This window comes from Rathayibacter sp. VKM Ac-2760 (assembly GCF_009834185.1).
In the GTDB taxonomy this organism is placed as follows: Bacteria; Actinomycetota; Actinomycetes; order Actinomycetales; family Microbacteriaceae; genus Rathayibacter.
In genome coordinates this window covers 305,456-321,945 of record NZ_CP047173.1, presented here as the reverse complement: position 1 = coordinate 321,945, position 16,490 = coordinate 305,456, and the positions used below count along the sequence as shown (strand labels likewise).

Below are 16,490 nucleotides of genomic sequence, written 5' to 3'. Positions count from 1 at the left end.
TGATCGATCAAATTCCTGGGTAATGTTACCTGCGGAGACGGCGCTGTCAACCGGCCGTACCCTCCAGTACCGACGATCCCGTTCCCCCGACCCGATGAGGAGTCGACCGTGACGACCGACCACGACGACCACCCGCGTCCGCCCCGGCAGCCCCTCCTGAACGACGCGGTCGTGCTGCTGCGGGCCCCCACCCAGCTCTGGAGCGACGACGGCGGCGAGCTCGGCGCACTCCCGGCGCACGGCCTCTACCACGGCGACGTCCGCGTGCTCTCCGGCCTGCGTCTGCGCGTCGGCGGGCAGCCGCTCGAGTCGATCGCGGCCGGCCGCGACGGCGCCTCCGCCGCCCGGTTCACCGCCCTCGCGCGCCACCTCGACGACCACGGCGCCGATCCGCGCCTGCGCGTCGTCCGCCTCCGCAGGGTCACCGCCGGCGGCCTGCACGAGCGGATCCGGATCGAATCGGCGCTGGCGGACGCGATCGCCAGCACCGTCGAGCTCGCGCTCGAGCCCGACTTCTCGCTCGTGCACGTCGTGAAGGCCGGGCTGCGCGACGAGGCGGCGATCGACACGGCCCGCACGGACTCCTCCGTGGTCTGGACGCACGCGGGCGCCCGCGCCGAGGTGCGCGCAGAGGGCGCCGCGATCAGCACCGGGGCGGAGGCCACGCTCAGCTGGGACGTCGTCGTCCCCGCGCGCGGCGCCGTCGAGGTCTCCTGGAGCGTCGCGATGAGCGACTCCGCGGCCGTCGTCGGCCCGGCGCCCGGCCCGGCCGAGTGGGACGGGGCGACGGTCGAGTCCGGCGACTCGCGGCTCGCCTCCTGGTGCCGCGCCGCTCTCGACGATCTCGACGCCCTGCGGATGGTGACCCTCGAGCGCCCGGGCGAGCCCTTCCTCGCCGCCGGCGCACCCTGGTTCTTCACCCTGTTCGGCCGCGACTCGATCTGGGCCGCGCGGATGCTCCTCCCGCTCGGCACCGAGCTGGCCGCCTCGACCCTGCGGGTCCTGGCGGGCCTCCAGGGCACCGAGACCGTGGCCGAGACGGCCGAGCAGCCCGGCAAGATCATGCACGAGCTGCGCTCGACGACCCTCGAGATCCCCGGCGAAGGCGTCTCACTGCCGCCGCTCTACTTCGGCACCGTCGACGCGACCGCGCTCTGGATCTGCCTGCTGCACGACGCCTGGCGCTGGGGCCTCGCCGACACGGAGGTCGAGGCGCTGCTGCCGGCGCTCGAAGCCGCCCTGCGCTGGCTGCGCGACGAGGGCGACTCCGACGGCGACGGTTTCCTCGAGTACGTCGACAGCACCGGCCACGGCCTGGCGAACCAGGGCTGGAAGGACTCGGGCGACTCGATCCAGTGGGCCGACGGCAGCCTCGCCGAGGGGCCGATCGCGCTCTGCGAGGTGCAGGCCTACGCGCACGAGGCGGCGGTCGGAGGCGCGGCACTGCTGGAGCACTTCGGCCGCGACGGCTCGGCCTGGCGCGACTACGCGGCCGCCCTGAAGGAGCGCTTCGCCGGCGCCTTCTGGATCGACGACGCCGACGGCGGCCACCCCGCGATCGCCCTCGACGCGCAGAAGCGCCCGGTCGACACCGTGACCAGCAACATCGGCCACCTGCTCGGCACCGGGATCCTCCGGCCCGAGCACGCGGCGCGCGTCGCGGAGCTGCTCGGCTCGCCCGAGCTCGACTCCGGCTACGGCCTGCGCACCCTCTCCAGCGAGGCCGGCGGCTACTGGCCGCTCTCGTACCACGGCGGCTCGGTCTGGGCGCACGACACCGCGATCGCGGTGGCGGGGCTCGCCCGCGAGGGGTTCGGGGCGGAGGCGACCGCGCTGTCCCGCGGGCTGCTCGCCGCCGCCGAGGGCTTCGGCTACCGGATGCCCGAGCTGCACTCCGGAGACGCCGCGGCCGAGGCGCCCTCCCCCGTGCCGTACCCCGCCGCCTGCCGACCGCAGGCCTGGTCGGCCGCCGCCGCGATCGCCGTGCTGACCGCGGCGCTCGGCCTCGCGCCGGGCGGCTCCGCACTGGTGATCGCCCCGATCACGCCGGCCGTCGCCGGCCCGATCCGCGTCGACGGGATCCGCTACCGCGGCTCCGTCGTCCCGATCGACTGGCGCGGCGACGTCTGAGCGAGCCGGGTCTCGACACGCCCCTGCGGGGCTGCTCGACCAGCAAGCGGGCAGGCGGGCAGGCGGGCAGGCGAGCGGGCGAGCGGGCGAGCGGCGCAGGGCTGCCCGCCCCTTGCTGATCGAGTAGCCCGCGCAGCGGGCGTATCGAGATCCACCGTCGCCAGGACACGGAGCCTGCAGACCCGCACTTCTGATCGCGTGGGTCTCGATACGCCCCTGCGGGGCTACTCGACCAGCAAGCCGGCAGGCAGGCTGGCGGGCGGGCGAGCAGCCGGCAGCGCGTCAGGACAGGCGCGCGACGACCGCGCGTGCGATGCGGCGGCCCGAGCGGTTGGCGCCGATCGTCGACGCGGTCGGCCCGTAGCCGGCGAAGAACACGCGGGGGTCGGTGAGCGAGGCGCCGTCCGCCACCGCGACGCCGCCCTCGCGCTCGCGCAGGCCCAGCGGAGCCAGGTGCCGCAGCTCCGGGCGGAATCCGGTCGCCCAGATGATCGCGTCGGCGCGGGTGTACGAGCCGTCCGGCCAGCGCACCCCGTCGGCCTCGATCGCGGAGAACATCCCGCGCTCCGTGAGCACGCCGCGCTCGATCCCCGCGACGACCCGCCGCGTCCGCTGCACCCCCGTGCCGCCGACGATGCTCGGCAGCGCACGGCCGGCCCGCGCCGCGCGGTCCTGCTCGGCGACGGCCTCCACCGCCGACTCCAGGGCGAGCTGCTCGCCGTCCCGGTAGTCCACTGGTCGGCGCGTCGCCCAGGTGAGCGAGCGCGCGACCCGCTCGAGCTCGAGCAGGAAGCCGATCGCCGAGGTGCCTCCGCCGACCACGATCACCTGCTTGCCGGCGAAGTCGTCGGCGCGCACGTACTCGGTCGTGTCGAGCTGCACGCCGCGGAAGCGGTCGCGGCCCGGGTAGTACGGCAGGAACGGCGAGCCCCAGGTGCCCGTCGCGTTCACCAGGATCCGCGCGTGCTCCACGGCGCGGTCGGTCTCGATCCGGAGCGGCGACCCCTTGTCGCCGGGAGTCGCATCGGCGGCGCTCCGCACCGCCTCGGGCCGCCGGACGTCGAGCTCGTAGGCGCGCTCGTAGGCGTCGTAGTACTCGGTGACGACGTCCCGTGCCGGTCGGCGGCGGTCGGCGGTCGCGAACGACAGGCCGAGCCGGTCCATCCCCGGCAGGTCGTGCACCCGGTGCGCGGAGCCGAGCCGGAGCGCCTCCCAGCGGAACTGCCAGGCCCCGCCGGCGCGCGGACCCCGGTCGAGGACGGCGAAGTCGACGCCCGGGCGCAGGCCCAGGCGGCGGAGGTAGTAGGCGACCGAGAGCCCCGCCTGCCCGGCGCCGATCACGACGACCTGCCGCGGATCGAGCGCACTGTCCACGGTGCTCCCCACGCGGTCGGGAGGCGCCGCCCGCTCCACTGTTCGCGCACAGGGGGGCCGGTGCCTCGTCTGCTAAACTACCGGCTAGATTTCATACTTCCTGTCTGCTTCTTTTTCTCCAGCCGGCTCACTGCCCGTCTGGCCTGTCATCGTGAGGGGGTCACCCATGGGGCGCGGCCGTCAGAAGGCAAAGAACACCAAGATCGCTCGGGAGCTGAAGTCGTTCAGCCCAACGGTCGATTACAGTGCGCTCGAGCGCGAGCTCAGCCACCCGGACGAGCCGGACTACTCGAAGTGGATCGACGACGAGGACGAGGGCGACGACACCGATCTCGTCGAGGAGCAGCACCAGAAGCGTGCCTGATCCCTCCTCGGAAGCGGGGTCGCTCGACGCGAGCGGCCCCGCTTCTGCTGAGCGCGTCGAGCAGCTCTCCACTCGCGTCGCCTACGAGACGCCGTGGCTCCGCGTCCGCGAGGACGAGGTCCGCTGGCCCGGCGGCGCCGAGGGCGTCTACTCCGTCGTCGAGCGCGCCGATTACGCGCTCGTCCTGCCGCGCGAGCGCGACGGCTTCTGGCTCGTCGAGCAGTACCGCTACCCGATCGCCCGCCGCACCTGGGAGTTCCCGTCCGGCGGCTGGCCGCACGGCTCGCCCGGCGGCGACGCCGAGGCGCTCGCCAGGGCCGAGCTTCGCGAGGAGACCGGCCTGCGCGCGGCCTCGCTCCGCCACCTCGGCCGGCTGAGCGAGGCCGACGGCTTCGTCGCGCAGTCGTTCGACCTCTTCCTCGCCGAGGACCTCGAGCACGGAGAGCCCGAGCGCGAGGAGACCGAGCAGGACATGCGGCTGCGCTGGTTCCCGGACGCGGAGATCGTCGCGATGATCCGCTCCGGCGCGATCGTCGGCACCTCGGACGTCGCCGCGCTCGGGCTGTACTGGCTGGACCGCGGGCTGGTGCCCTGACCGCTGGGAGGCGCTGAGCGCCGATCCCGGGCCGAGTGTCGGTGGTCGCTGCGACAATGACGAGATGAGCACTCCGCCCATGCAGTCTCCCGTGTGGCACTCGGACAGGCGCGGCAGCGACCTCGACGAGGCGCGCGACTTCTACGCCCGCGGCTACAACGGCTCCGGCTTCCGCGCCGAGCGCACCCGCGTGCCGTTCGCCTACCGCTACGCCACCACGGGCGCGGGTCCCGTGAGCCTGCACGCCGCGTCCTTCCTCGGCTCGGTCCGCGGCACCGTCGAGCCCGCCGGCGTCTACGTGGTCCTCTGGCTGAACGACGGCCGGGCGGGTCTCGACCTCGGTCGCGACGAGAACCGGCTCGTCGCGGGCATGCCGGCGATGTTCCCCTCCGGCCGGCCGTTCGGCTTCGAGACGCAGGAGTACCGCGACGCGCTGGTGCACTTCGACGCCGCCTACCTCGAGCGGGCGGCCGCCGAGCTGCACGGCACCCAGCCCGGCCCCCTCCGCTTCGCCCCCCTCGCCCACGCGCTCGCGCCGTGGTGGGCGGCGGTGCGCATCCTCCGCGACACCCTCACCGCCCGGCAGGCGCCGTCCCCACTGCAGCGCGAAGCCGCCTCGCAGGTCGCCGCGTCGGCCGTGCTCCAGGCCTTCGCGCACCGCGTCGTGCCGCTGCCCTCCGCGCCGCTCTCGGTCAGCTCGCGGCGGCTGCGGCGGGCCGTCGAGTTCGTGCACGCGAACGCCGACCTCCCGCTCGGCGTCGCCGACATCGCCGACGCGGCCGGGCTCACCGTCCGCGGCGTGCAGCTCGCCTTCCAGCGCGCGTACGCGATGACGCCGCGCCAGTACCTGCGCGGGGTGCGGCTCGACCTCGCGCACGACGAGCTGATCGCCGGGCATCCGGGCTCCCTCGTCGTCGGCGACGTCGCGGCGCACTGGGGCTTCATCAGCGGCGGGCGGTTCGCCCAGCACTACACGCAGCGCTTCGGCGAGCTGCCCAGCGAGACGCTGCGGCGCTGACGTCGCGGAGGCTGCGGTGCTCGGGCCGGCTGCGCTGTCCTCGGGCGGCCGCGCTGTCCTCGGGCGACCGCGCTGTCCCCGGGCGACCGCGCTGTCCCCGGGCGACCGCTGTTCTTGGGCGGCCGCGCTGTCCCCCGTTCGGCCGCCCGGAGGCGTAGTGTCCGAGGACGGCCCGCGGAACGACCCGCGGGCTCGCGTCGATGGAGCCGCGAATGTTCGAACCCGAAGGATCCGTGCGCCCGTTCGCCCGGATCATGTCCGTGACCGCCGCCCTGCTGGTCGGCGCCGTCCTCGTCGGCGGCGCCGTGGGAGCCGCGGTCGCCCTGTCCCTCTACCTGCCGAGCGCACTCGCCGCCGGGGCGCTCGACCCCTCCGCCCTGGTCAGCTTCGGCATGCTGATGGGCACCGCCTCCGGCGCGGCCCTCGGCGCGGTCGGCGGCATCGGAGCCATCGCCGGCATGGTCGCGGTCCGCGCCGTCAGCCGCCGCGACAGCGCCTTCGTCGCCGGGACGAGCGTCGGCGCCGCGTCCGGCGTGCTGATCCTCGCCGCGAACCTCCTGGTCAGCCGCGACGCCGCCACCTGGATCAGCGCGCTGCTCGCCACCGCCGCTGCCTTCGCCCTCTGCGCCTGGGGCTCCTGGCTGCTGACGCGCCACGAGCACTCCTGGGAGCGCGCGCACGCCCTGCAGCGCACCCGCCCGGCCGGGCGCGCCCGCCCTGCCGAGCGCCGCGCCGGCCCGGCGCCCCGCCGCCCCGCGCCGACGCCGCCCGGCCTGACGCCCGCGCCGCCCGAGGCCCGCCTCACCTGACGCTCGCCCCGCCTGACGCTCGCCCTGCCTGGCGCTCGCCCCGCCTCAGCTCGCAGCACCGGCCGGCCGACCTCCGGCTCGCAGAATCACCTCCGGCACGCGAGATCGCGCCATTCCTACGAGCCGAGGGCGATTTCACGTGCCCGAGGTCCTTCCCACGAACTCCGGCTCGCAGAAACACCTCCGGCACGCAGGAGCACGCGAATCCCACGAGCCCAAGCCGAATTCACGAGCCGAAGGTCCTCTCCCCACGAACTTCGGCTCACAGAAATTCGCCCGGCACGCAGGAACACGCAAATCTCGCGAGCCCAGGCAGAATTCACGAGTCGAAGGTCCTCGCCACGAACTCCGGCTCGCCGAACCCCCTCCGGCACTCGAGAACACGCGCATCCCCCGAGCCGAGGGCGATCTCACGTGCCGAAGGCCTTCCTCACGAACTCCGGCTCGCAGAAACGCTTCCGGCACGCAGGAACCCGCGAATCCCACGAGCCCAGGCAGAGTTCACGAGCCGAAGGTCTTCCCCCACGAACTTCGGCTCGCAGAAACTTCCCCGGCACGCGAAAACACGCGAGACCCACGAGCCAGGGGCGAATTCACGAGCCGAAGGTCCTCGCCACGAACTCCGGCTCGTAGAAACTCCTCCGGCACGCAGGAACACGCGCATTCCACGAGCCCAGGACGAATTCATGAGCCGAAGGTCCTCCCCACGAACTCCGGCTCGCCAGAACCCGTCCGGCACGCCGGATCAGCGGCGAGCGCCCGGACCGGCGCCGCGGTCAGCCGGCGTAGGAGCCGACCAGGCGCACCGCGCCGCCGTCGACGCCCTTGGCGCCCTGCTCGAAGCCCTCGAGCGCGCGCTCGCCGAGCGTGACGCGTCCGGCGACCCAGGACGGGACGCCCGACGCCTCCAGCGCCGCGATCACCGCGGGGGCGGAGTCGGCGTCGACGACCGCGAACATGCCGATGCCGAGGTTCCAGGTGCCCTCGGTGCTCTCCAGCGTCGCGCCGGACATCGCGGCGAGCGCGCGGAACACGTCCGACGGGCTCCAGCTCGCCCGGTCGACCTCGACCCACGAGCCGCGGGGCAGCACGCGCGCGAGGTTCGCCGCGATCCCGCCGCCGGTGACGTGGCTGATCGAGTGCACGCTCGCGCCGAGCGCGTCGTCCTCGAGCACACCGAGCAGCGGTGCCGTGTAGAGGCGGGTCGGCTCGAGGAGCACCTCGCCCACCACTCCCCCGAGCTCGGCGGAGGTGTCGGTGAAGCCGATCCGCTTCTCGGCGAGGATGTGCCGCACGAGCGAGTAGCCGTTCGAGTGCAGACCCGAGGAGGCCATCGCCACCACCAGGTCGCCGTCGCGCACCCGGTCGGCGCCGCGCACCGCGTCCGCCTCGACCGCGCCGACGGCAGCGCCGGCCACGTCGTAGTCGTCCGGCCCGAGCAGGCCGGGGTGCTCCGCGGTCTCGCCGCCGACCAGCGCCGTGCCGGTCGCCGAGCAGGCGCGGGCGATCCCCGCGACGATGTCGGCGATCCTCGCGGGCACGACCTTGCCGCAGGCGATGTAGTCGGTCATGAAGAGCGGGCGGGCGCCGACCACGACGATGTCGTCGACGACCATGCCGACCAGGTCCTGCCCGATGGTGTCGTGCTTGTCGATCGCCTGCGCGAGGGCGACCTTGGTGCCGACGCCGTCGGTCGAGGTCGCGAGCAGCGGCGCCCGGAAGTCCTTGAGGAACGAGACGTCGTAGAGGCCGGCGAACCCGCCCACTCCCCCGAGCACCTGGCGGTCGTGGGTGGCGGACACCGCCGCCTTCATCAGCTCGACGGCGAGGTCGCCGGCCGCCGTGTCGACTCCCGCGCGGGCGTAGCTGCTGGTCTCGTTGCTCACGCGACGACCCTACCGAAGGGCCGCGGCGAACCGAGGCCCGCGCGGGTCGGCGCCCCCGTCAGGGGCTCATCTGCCCGGGGAGGCAGACGCGCCGTGGTTGCGTTGCCATGCTGTGCGCGACCCAGTCTCTCCGACGCGGCCCCGCCCCGAGGTCGCCCTGCCTGCTCCCGAGGAATCGCGATGTCGCCCACTTCCCCGCCCTCCTCCGCCGAGGGTCCGCTCCGCCGCCGCTCGATCGTCGCCGCCGCGGCGTGGACCGTGCCCACGGTCGTCGCGGCGGTCTCGGCTCCACTGGCATCCGCCTCCACGACGCCGGTCGACCCGGGTCCGCCGAGCCTGCGGAGCGAGTCCGGCTTCGAGGCGGTCCGCTGCGACGTCGTTCCCGCGGGAACCGTGCTGTTCCGCGCCTTCGACGGGACGAACCCCGCGACGAAGGGCGGCTCGGTGACCGTCTCCCTCCCCTCCGGTCTCGTCTTCACCGCCGGCGGAGTGTCCACCGTCGTCGCGATCGGAGACGGCGGCGCGGTCTCCGTCCCCGCGCTCCGGGCGACGGGTGCCGCCGGCGCCTACACCGTCACGGCGGTCTACGGGACGGCCGTCGAGTCCGCGCAGGGGACGGTGACCGCGACGCCGGGGCAGGTCGTGGAGATCACGCGCTCGCCCGGCGCCGGGAACCAGCCGCCGCGCTTCTCCACCACCGCGGTCACCGGCGTCACGGACGGATTCCACGGCGCGATCTCCGGCGACGAGATCGCCGGCAGCGCGGGACGGAACGCGGCGATCCTGACCACGGACGGTCGGGTGCGCTACTGGGGGGCCGACTTCGGCGCTCCGGTGACGGCTCCGGGAACCCTGACGAGCGGCACGACCCCGGTGACGGGCATGACCTTCGTGGACACCTGGACGTGCGTGCTCTCCGGCAACACGTCCGCGGGCGGCATCGCCGCCGGCACCCGAGCGGACTCCGTCTTCGTCTGGGCACGGACGAGCGGGGCGGGCGCTCTCGTCGTGCTCACCGCGACCGGGATCAGCGGCACGGTCCTCGCCGCGGAGTCCAACGACGGCCACAGCTACGTCCTCACGACCACCGGCCTGCACTGGTGGGCGAACGCGACCTCCGGCGATCGGGTCGCCGCGACGCTCATCGCGGGGACCGCCGGCGCCACGACGATCAGCACCTGGGGCTACCGCCGGTCCGATCGGCTCCTGTTCGGCGGCGGGGTCCTGCTGGCCGGCGGCGCGGTGAGCTTCTGGAACGGCAGCCACACCCTCACCGCCTCCGCGGGCACCCCCGCGGACATCGTCGACTTCCGAGCCGGCCCCTCCGCGGCCTACGCGATCACCGGCGCCGGCGAGCTGTGGACGCAGGGCGTGGCCTACACCCCGTCGACCGGCGGAGCGGCGTGGACCCGGCGCGCCGAGGGCGTGGCGGCGGTCGACGCCTGGTCCGTCGAGGGGTACACCGGCGGCGTCTACATCACCGCGGCGAACGAGGTCCTGCAGTTCTTCGCCGCACAGCCCGGCGGCAGCGCGTTCCGCACGGAAGGGAAGGCCTTCCCGCCGGGCATCGGCGTGACGAAGGTGTTCAGCACGGACGGCACCTCCCTCGCCCTCGCCTCGAACGCGACCGTCTTCGCCTGGGGCGGCAACCTGGACAACTCCGGCCGCACCCAGCCGGCCCTCGTCGCCGGCGTCGCGAACGCCACCGACCTCAACGCCTGGGGCTTCCACGGCTCGTCCTACACCGGCGGCGGCTACATCATCTCCGCCACGACCTGCTGAGGAGGAGGCGACGGACTTCCGCGGGACGACGTCGTCGAGGTGACGATCGCGGACGGGCACGTCGATGCGAGCGCGCTGGCCGGAGATGCGCTTCACGACAGGGTTCACCGCCGTCGAGGTGAGCGCTGCCTTCGCCGAGCTGTTCGGTCGGCCCGATCCGGCGGTGCAGGAGCTGGCCGCAGCCGAGCGGGCCGCCGGTCAGCGGACCGCACCGCCCGGCTGATCCGCCCGCGCCGAGGGCCCCGGACGCCCCCGCGCGGGCGGATCCGCCAGGAGCGAACCGTTAGGGGATGCGTCCCCCGCGTGCCAGGATGGACCGTCAACCCCCCTGCTATCCCCTTGGGAGCCCCTCCGGCATGTGCGGAATCGTTGGAATCGTGTCCTCGGGACCGGTCAACCAGTCCATCTACGACAGCCTCTCGCTCCTGCAGCACCGCGGCCAGGACTCGACCGGCATCGCCACCGCCGACGGCAGCACGCTGCACATCAAGAAGGCGGCGGGGCAGGTCCGTGAGGCGTTCCGCACCCGCGACATGCGCTCGCTGCTCGGCACGATGGGCCTCGGGCACGTCCGCTACGCCACCAAGGGCAACGCGGAGCGCGAGGAGGAGGCGCAGCCGTTCTACGTGAACGCGCCGTACGGCATCATCCTCATCCACAACGGCAACCTGACGAACACGCGCGAGCTCACCGAGGAGCTCTTCACCGTCGATCGCCGCCACCTCAACACCACCTCCGACACCGAGCTGCTGGTCAACGTGCTCGCGAACGAGCTGCAGGCGTCCATCTCGGGCCGCGACCTCGACGCGGACGAGGTGTTCGACGCGGTCGCCCGCGTGCACGAGCGGGTCGAGGGCTCCTACGCCACGATCGCGCTGATCGCCGGCCACGGGCTGCTCGCGTTCCGCGACCCGTTCGGCATCCGCCCGCTGATCGTCGGCCGCCGCTTCAACGTGAACGGGCCGGACGACTGGGTGGTCGCCTCCGAGTCGCTGGTGCTCGAGGCGCAGGGCTTCGAGATCGTCCGCGACGTCGCTCCCGGCGAGGCGATCTTCATCACCCCCGACGGCCGGATGACGAGCCGCCAGTGCGCGAAGAACCCGCGCCTCATCCCGTGCTCGTTCGAGTACGTCTACCTCGCCCGCCCCGACTCGATCCTCTCGGGCATCTCGGTCTACGAGGCCCGGCTGCGCCTCGGCGACCGCCTCGCCGACACCATCTCCGCGTACACGCCGGGCGGCGCGATCGACGTGGTCATGCCGATCCCGGACTCCTCGCGGCCCGCCGCGATGCAGGTCGCGCAGAAGCTGGGCATCCCGTACCGGGAGGGCTTCTACAAGAACCGCTACGTCGGCCGGACGTTCATCATGCCCGGGCAGGCGGTCCGCAAGAAGTCGGTGCGGCAGAAGCTCAATGCGATGTCGAGCGAGTTCAAGGGCAAGAACGTGCTGATCGTCGACGACTCGATCGTGCGCGGCACGACATCGAAGGAGATCGTCGACATGGCCCGCACGGCCGGCGCGAACAGCGTCACCTTCGCCTCCGCCGCGCCGCCGGTGCGCTACCCGCACGTGTACGGGATCAACATGCCGTCGCGGCAGGAGCTCGTCGCGCACAACCGCAAGATCCCGGAGATCTCGGAGGCGATCGGCGCCGACTACCTGATCTATCAGGAGGTCGCCGACATGAAGGCGGCGATCCTGGAGGGCTCGGACGTCACCGACCTCGAGACCAGCTGCTTCACCGGCGAGTACGTCACCGGCACCGTCACCCCCGAGTACCTCGACTGGGTGGAGCGCACCCAGCTGAGCTGAGGCTGGGAGAGCGCGCATCCGGGAGGCACAGCGCTCGGGTGCGCGCAACGGGGTGCCGTGCGGCGGCGGATCGTCCAAGATCGTGGGGCGCCGCTCCGTGCGCCCGAGACGAGGAGTCCCCGTGATCTACCGCCTGCTGCCCCTGCTCCTGACGTTCATCGCGGGTCGACTGAAGAAGTCGCAGAAGGCCAAGCGCGCCACGCAGAACGCCGCGCGCTCGACGAGCCGCAGCAGCCGCAAGCGCCGCTGACCACTCGCTTGCAGAGCGTCGTCTCTAGCGCGTCGAGGCGTCCGGCTCCGTGCCGGGCGCCTCGTTCTCGTCCGGGGAGTCGTCCACGAGGGTCTCGTCGTCCGTCTCGACGTCGTTCTCATCGGTCTCGTCGTCGGCTGCCGACTCGCGGGCGATGGTCCGCTCGGCCGTGGCGCGCCGGATGCGGCGGCCGACGACCCGGTCGAGGATCACCACGACGAGGGCGGCGAGCGTCCCGAAGATCGTGACGAAGAGCAGCAGGCTGAAGCCGAAGACCTGACCCTGGCTGAAGCCCTCCGTCTCGGGGAGCGCGAAGGTGAGCACGAAGGCGACGATCGCGCCGAGGCCGGCGCCGAGCGCGAGGATCCGCCAGACGCGCGGCGAGCGGCGGACGTCGACCTCCTCGCGGATGATCTCGACGTCGTCGGGGCGCGGCGAGGAGTCGAGCGGATCGGTCATGCCTCCATTGTCCCCTGTGGCCGCCCGGGCGCGGGCCGAGTGGCGAGGCGGCGGCGGATCGGGTAGCGGGGGGCGGGTCTCGATACGCCGCTGCGCGGCTACTCGACCAGCAAAGGAGCGCCGCCGCGCGGGCATCCACCAGCTCGGAGCGCCGTCTCCTCGCTGATCGAGTAGCCCGCGGAGCGGGCGTATCGAGACCCACGTCCTCCGGAGTGCTGGTGACAGCGGGTCTCGATACGCCGCTGCGCGGCTACTCGACCGGCAAAGGGGGGCGCCGCTGCGCGGCTACTCGACCGGCGAGAACCCGGTGGATCCGCCGCCGGCCACGCCGGTCACACGGAGTGGAGGAGGCGGCCGGCCTGCGCGCGCAGCTCGCGGACCACGGTGCGCACCGAGAGCCGCTCCGCCCGGTCCGGCCGCATCAGCGCGACGATGTGCCGGACCGAGTTCACGCCGCGCAGCGGCTTCACCACGATCCCGGCCGTACCCGCGGTGTAGCGCGGGACGACGGCGATGCCGAGTCCGGCGGCGACGAACGCCTCCGTCACGCGGGTCGAGGCGAAGCGCTGCTCCACCCGCACCGGCTCGCCGGACGCGGTCTCGATCTCCTGCATGATCCGCTCGAACGGGAAGCCGTCGGGCACGCCGATCCAGGTCTCGCCGACGAGGTCGGCCGCGGTCACGGTCGCGCGGTCGGCGAGGCGGTGGCCGAGCGGCAGGGCGATGTCCAGCGGCTCGACCATCAGCTCCGCCATCGCGAGGCCGTGGCCCGCCCAGGCGCTGCGGCCGTTCGGCGAGTGCGCGAGGACGATGTCGAAGTCGGCGGTGAGGTCGAGGAACTCGTCGGTGCCCGGATCGGCGTCCTCGCAGTGCACCACCAGCCCCTCCACGCTGCGCAGCGCCACCAGGGCGTCGGGGAGGAGCATCTGCCCGGCCGTCGGGAAGGTCGCGATGGTCACCTCGCCGATCGGGTTGTTCTTGAACGTCTGCCAGACGGCGTCGGCGCGCTCGAGCGCGATCGCGATCTCGGTCGCGCTGCGGGCGAGCTCGCGGCCGGCGGCGGTGAGCACGACTCCGCGGCCCGAGCGCTCGATCAGGGGCACGCCCGCCTCGCGCTCGAGCACCTTGAGCTGCTGCGAGACGGCCGAGGGGGTGCGGTGGGTCGCCTCCGCCACCGCGGTGATGGAGCGCCGCATCGACAGCTCTCTGAGCAGTTCCAGCCGCCGCACGTCCATGTAGCAACGCTACACGTCAGGGCAAGAACAGTTCGATTGTCCTTAGGAACAGAAGAGCCCAGAGTGGACGTTGTACAGAGCATCCCGGCGGATGGATCGCCAAACCTGGCAGACACGTCGGAGCAACGAAAGGCAGAACACTCATGAGCATCGCACTCCTCGTCGTCCTCGGTGCCGTCGCCGCATGGGGCACGGTGTCGACGGTGCTGATCGCCAGCCGTGACGGCTACCGTCAGGTCCCCGTCCGCCACTGAGCCCCGCGCTCCGCGACAGCACCGCTCCTCGCACCCGAACGCCGTCTCCCCTCGCGGGAGGCGGCGTTCTCGCGTCTCCAGGGGCCGCCCCGCGCCTGAACGCAGAAGAGGCCCCGCGGCGACGAACCGCGGGGCCTCTCCTGGGTGAGTGCTACTTCGCGGCGGTGCGGCGGCGCAGGCGCGCCACGGTCATGCCGAGTCCGAGCAGCAGCAGCGCGGCACCGGCCGCGAAGGCCGGAGTCGCGTCGACTCCGGTCGCGGCGAGGTGCTTCGTCGGTCCGCCCGAGGCACCCGGCACGGCGGGAGCCGTCGTCGCGGGCGTCGTCGGGATGACGGTCTCGGTGGGCTCCGGGGTCGGGGTGGGCGTGGGCGTGGTGCCCGGGCCCGCGGCCTCGGTCACCGTGAGCGTCGAGAGCACCGACACGCCCGTGACGGGCAGCGCGAACTCGAGCTCGTGGTCACCGGGCGCGAGGTCCGCGACGGAGAAGCTGACCGATGCGCGGCCCTGCTCGTCCGTGGTGTCGACGACCGTGTGATCGATCGGAGCCGTCGCCACCTGGACGCCGTCGACGAGCACCTGCACCTCGTCGTCGCGGACGGTCGAGTTGTTGACGTCGAGCGAGGAGAGCTCGTAGGACAGCGTCTCGGCGCCCTCGGCGCTGGTGTCGACGATGCCGATCGAGCGCGAGGCCGGGTCCGGCGTGACCGGCGAGAAGGCGGCGATGTAGTCGGTGAAGGCGGTCAGGTCGACGCGGCCGGAGTCGGCCTTGCCCGTGCCGTTGGCCAGCTCGGTGAAGTTGTCGCCGCCCGAGGCGAGGAACGAGTTCGTGACGATCTTGAACGTCTCGTCGTCCGCGATCGGCTCGCCCTGGAAGAAGACGCCGGTGATGTGCGAGCCGACCTCGGCGGTCGGGTCGTAGGTGTAGGTCAGGTCCTTCGAGATGCCGAGGTGGAGCTCCGGACGGGACTGGCCGACCTGCCACTGCTGCTCGAGGACCGTCGTGATCTGCGCGCCGGTGAGGGTCTCGGTGACGAGCGTGTTCGCGAACAGCTGGACGGCCGCGGCCTCCTTGTAGGAGACCTGCCCGTCCGCGTCGCCGTCTCCGCTCGACGCGAAGAGCAGATCGTTGCGCACGCCGCCCGGGTTCATGAAGGCGATCTGCGTTCCGAGGTCCTCCTGCGTGGCCCAGAGCTGAGCGTCGGCGACGAGGTTGCCCATCGTCGATTCGGCGCCGCGGTTCTCGGACCCGTCGGACTGAACACCACGGCGGATGTCGGCGGTGATCGAGCCGACCGGAACGGCGCCCTCGACATCGGCGATGGCCACAGCGTCCGCCACGAGCGCGGCGACAGCCACGCCCTCCGGCGTGGAGTCGGCGGCGTAGGCGGGCTGGTAGCTGGTGGAGACGGCCCCGTTGGTCGGGTTGGTGACCTGGACGGGCGTCAGCGTGTCGACGAGGGTGGGCACAGCCGTCGTGACGTCCTTGGTCACCGGGTCGATGGTCAGCTCGAGGTGGCCGAGGTGGTTGCCGTACTGGCCCGCCTGCACGACGGGGATCTTCTTCCCGTCGACGTCGACGGTCTCGAAGTAGGCCTGGTGGGTGTGCGCGGAGACGATCGCGTCCGTCACCGGCGCGATTCCGTCCACGATCGCACCGAAGACGGTGTCCGCGTCAGTGAAGTCCGCATCCGCCGAAGCGGCGCCCTCGTGCACGACCGCGACGATCACGTCGGCCTCGAGGTTCTTCGCCGCCGCCGGGATCGAGGAGTCGGCGCTGTCGTCCACGCCGTCCTGGAGCCGCGCCGCTTCCGCGTTCACGGAGTCGACGACCGGCGCCACGTCGAGCGTGGCGATGCCGGCCGGCGAGACCAGCGAGGGGAGGCTCGCGGTCGTCGCGCCGATGAAGCCCACCGTGATGCCGTTGAAGTCCTGCACGTACGACGACGCGTAGGCGTGCTCGGTCGTGCCCTTCTCGAGCAGGTTCGAGGAGAAGTACTCGAACTCGGCGCGCGGGATCACGCGGTCGTCGAGGTCGGCACGGCCCTGGTCGAACTCGTGGTTGCCGATCGCCGAGGCGCTCACACCCATCAGTCCGAGCGCGTCGATGGTCGGGGTGTCCTGCTGCACGTAGGACGTGAAGGTCGACGCGCCGATGTTGTCGCCCGCGGAGATGAGGATCGAGTTCTCGGGGTTCTCGGCCTTGAGCGTCGCGTAGGCCGAGGCGAGCGACGCCGCTCCGGGCGTGCTCCCGGCTACGGTGCCCGCGGCGGAGGCCTCGAGACGTCCGTGGAAGTCGTTCATCGTGTAGATGTCGATGACCTGCCCGTCGGCGGCCATCGCGGGGGCGGCGCCGAGCAGTGCGGCGCCGGCGACGGCACCCACTGCGGTCGCGGAGAGCATTCTGAGAAGGCCGCGTCGACGGCCCGGGGTTGTACTGCGCATCTGGTGGAGGTCTCCAAGCATCGAGCGGCGATTCGGAGAGAACTCCTGCCGCAGTGGGGGAACTTTCCCAGACAACC

General features: G+C 72.9%; 14 protein-coding genes. 9 read left to right on the top strand and 5 right to left on the bottom strand.

What is annotated here, in order from left to right; genetic code table 11:
- Window positions 1–108 precede the first annotated feature (108 nt).
- Window positions 109–2,130 carry a glycogen debranching N-terminal domain-containing protein gene (locus tag GSU72_RS01385; RefSeq protein WP_167306084.1) on the top strand — a complete coding sequence of 674 codons (2,022 nt, stop codon included), beginning with the start codon at window positions 109–111 and terminating at the stop codon, window positions 2,128–2,130.
- A 282-nt stretch (window positions 2,131–2,412) separates the two neighbouring features.
- Here GSU72_RS01385 and GSU72_RS01380 read toward each other — a convergent pair whose 3' ends face one another.
- Entirely contained in the window at window positions 2,413–3,504 is a 1,092-nt protein-coding gene (locus GSU72_RS01380) for an FAD-dependent oxidoreductase (protein WP_244255926.1), read from the bottom strand.
- A 166-nt stretch (window positions 3,505–3,670) separates the two neighbouring features.
- On the opposite strand from GSU72_RS01380, the gene GSU72_RS01375 reads away from it, so the two are divergent.
- The 4 genes from GSU72_RS01375 to GSU72_RS01360 all read left to right on the top strand — a co-directional run bounded on the left by GSU72_RS01375 (window position 3,671) and on the right by GSU72_RS01360 (window position 6,290).
- Complete coding sequence (locus tag GSU72_RS01375; RefSeq protein ID WP_123448069.1) at window positions 3,671–3,868, top strand: DUF3073 domain-containing protein; 198 nt, start codon at window positions 3,671–3,673, stop codon at window positions 3,866–3,868.
- Window positions 3,861–4,463, top strand: coding sequence for an NUDIX hydrolase (locus tag GSU72_RS01370; protein WP_159983083.1), 603 nt, complete (start codon window positions 3,861–3,863; stop codon window positions 4,461–4,463). The genes GSU72_RS01375 and GSU72_RS01370 overlap by 8 nt, the downstream gene beginning before the upstream one ends.
- A 64-nt stretch (window positions 4,464–4,527) precedes the next feature.
- Window positions 4,528–5,481 carry a helix-turn-helix transcriptional regulator gene (locus GSU72_RS01365; RefSeq protein ID WP_159983082.1) on the top strand — a complete coding sequence of 318 codons (954 nt, stop codon included), beginning with the start codon at window positions 4,528–4,530 and terminating at the stop codon, window positions 5,479–5,481.
- 212 nt (window positions 5,482–5,693) lie between these two features.
- Entirely contained in the window at window positions 5,694–6,290 is a 597-nt protein-coding gene (locus tag GSU72_RS01360; RefSeq protein WP_159983081.1) for a hypothetical protein, read from the top strand.
- Window positions 6,291–7,066: 776 nt separating this feature from the next.
- Here the strand turns inward: GSU72_RS01360 and purM are convergent.
- On the bottom strand, window positions 7,067–8,176 hold the full coding sequence (gene purM, locus GSU72_RS01355; RefSeq protein ID WP_159983079.1) for a phosphoribosylformylglycinamidine cyclo-ligase: 1,110 nt from the start codon (window positions 8,174–8,176) through the stop codon (window positions 7,067–7,069).
- Window positions 8,177–8,356: 180 nt separating this feature from the next.
- Between purM and GSU72_RS01350 the strand changes: the two genes are divergently transcribed.
- The 4 genes from GSU72_RS01350 to GSU72_RS21775 all read left to right on the top strand — a co-directional run bounded on the left by GSU72_RS01350 (window position 8,357) and on the right by GSU72_RS21775 (window position 12,022).
- Window positions 8,357–9,958 (top strand): hypothetical protein, encoded by a 1,602-nt coding sequence (locus tag GSU72_RS01350; protein WP_159983077.1) that lies wholly within the window; start codon window positions 8,357–8,359, stop codon window positions 9,956–9,958.
- A 64-nt stretch (window positions 9,959–10,022) separates the two neighbouring features.
- A complete protein-coding gene (locus GSU72_RS01345) occupies window positions 10,023–10,181 on the top strand; it encodes a hypothetical protein (RefSeq protein ID WP_159983075.1) in 159 nt (52 codons plus the stop codon).
- Window positions 10,182–10,314: 133 nt separating this feature from the next.
- Window positions 10,315–11,772: an amidophosphoribosyltransferase gene (purF, locus tag GSU72_RS01340; protein WP_159983073.1), complete on the top strand. Its 1,458-nt coding sequence runs from the start codon at window positions 10,315–10,317 to the stop codon at window positions 11,770–11,772.
- 121 nt (window positions 11,773–11,893) lie between these two features.
- A complete protein-coding gene (locus GSU72_RS21775; RefSeq protein ID WP_260303555.1) occupies window positions 11,894–12,022 on the top strand; it encodes a hypothetical protein in 129 nt (42 codons plus the stop codon).
- A gap of 24 nt (window positions 12,023–12,046) precedes the next feature.
- Here the strand turns inward: GSU72_RS21775 and GSU72_RS01335 are convergent, their stop codons facing one another.
- The 3 genes from GSU72_RS01335 to GSU72_RS01325 form a co-directional block, all read right to left on the bottom strand.
- Window positions 12,047–12,481, bottom strand: a complete 435-nt coding sequence (locus GSU72_RS01335) for a hypothetical protein (protein WP_208545125.1) — start codon at window positions 12,479–12,481, stop codon at window positions 12,047–12,049.
- 332 nt (window positions 12,482–12,813) lie between these two features.
- On the bottom strand, window positions 12,814–13,716 hold the full coding sequence (locus GSU72_RS01330) for a LysR family transcriptional regulator (RefSeq protein WP_159983071.1): 903 nt from the start codon (window positions 13,714–13,716) through the stop codon (window positions 12,814–12,816).
- A gap of 405 nt (window positions 13,717–14,121) precedes the next feature.
- Window positions 14,122–16,371: a bifunctional UDP-sugar hydrolase/5'-nucleotidase gene (locus GSU72_RS01325; protein WP_244255925.1), complete on the bottom strand. Its 2,250-nt coding sequence runs from the start codon at window positions 16,369–16,371 to the stop codon at window positions 14,122–14,124.
- Window positions 16,372–16,490 lie beyond the last annotated feature (119 nt).

What these genes read in the sequence shown, in the direction of transcription:
- GSU72_RS01375 (WP_123448069.1), top strand. Translation starts at nt 3,671, where the DNA reads ATGGGGCGCGGCCGTCAGAAGGCAAAGAACACCAAGATCGCTCGGGAG.
- GSU72_RS01365 (WP_159983082.1), top strand. Translation starts at nt 4,528, where the DNA reads ATGAGCACTCCGCCCATGCAGTCTCCCGTGTGGCACTCGGACAGGCGC.
- GSU72_RS01360 (WP_159983081.1), top strand. Translation starts at nt 5,694, where the DNA reads ATGTTCGAACCCGAAGGATCCGTGCGCCCGTTCGCCCGGATCATGTCC.
- GSU72_RS01350 (WP_159983077.1), top strand. Translation starts at nt 8,357, where the DNA reads ATGTCGCCCACTTCCCCGCCCTCCTCCGCCGAGGGTCCGCTCCGCCGC.
- GSU72_RS01345 (WP_159983075.1), top strand. Translation starts at nt 10,023, where the DNA reads ATGCGAGCGCGCTGGCCGGAGATGCGCTTCACGACAGGGTTCACCGCC.
- purF (WP_159983073.1), top strand. Translation starts at nt 10,315, where the DNA reads ATGTGCGGAATCGTTGGAATCGTGTCCTCGGGACCGGTCAACCAGTCC.
- GSU72_RS01335 (WP_208545125.1), bottom strand. Translation starts at nt 12,481, where the DNA reads ATGACCGATCCGCTCGACTCCTCGCCGCGCCCCGACGACGTCGAGATC.
- GSU72_RS01330 (WP_159983071.1), bottom strand. Translation starts at nt 13,716, where the DNA reads ATGGACGTGCGGCGGCTGGAACTGCTCAGAGAGCTGTCGATGCGGCGC.
- GSU72_RS01325 (WP_244255925.1), bottom strand. Translation starts at nt 16,371, where the DNA reads ATGCTCTCCGCGACCGCAGTGGGTGCCGTCGCCGGCGCCGCACTGCTC.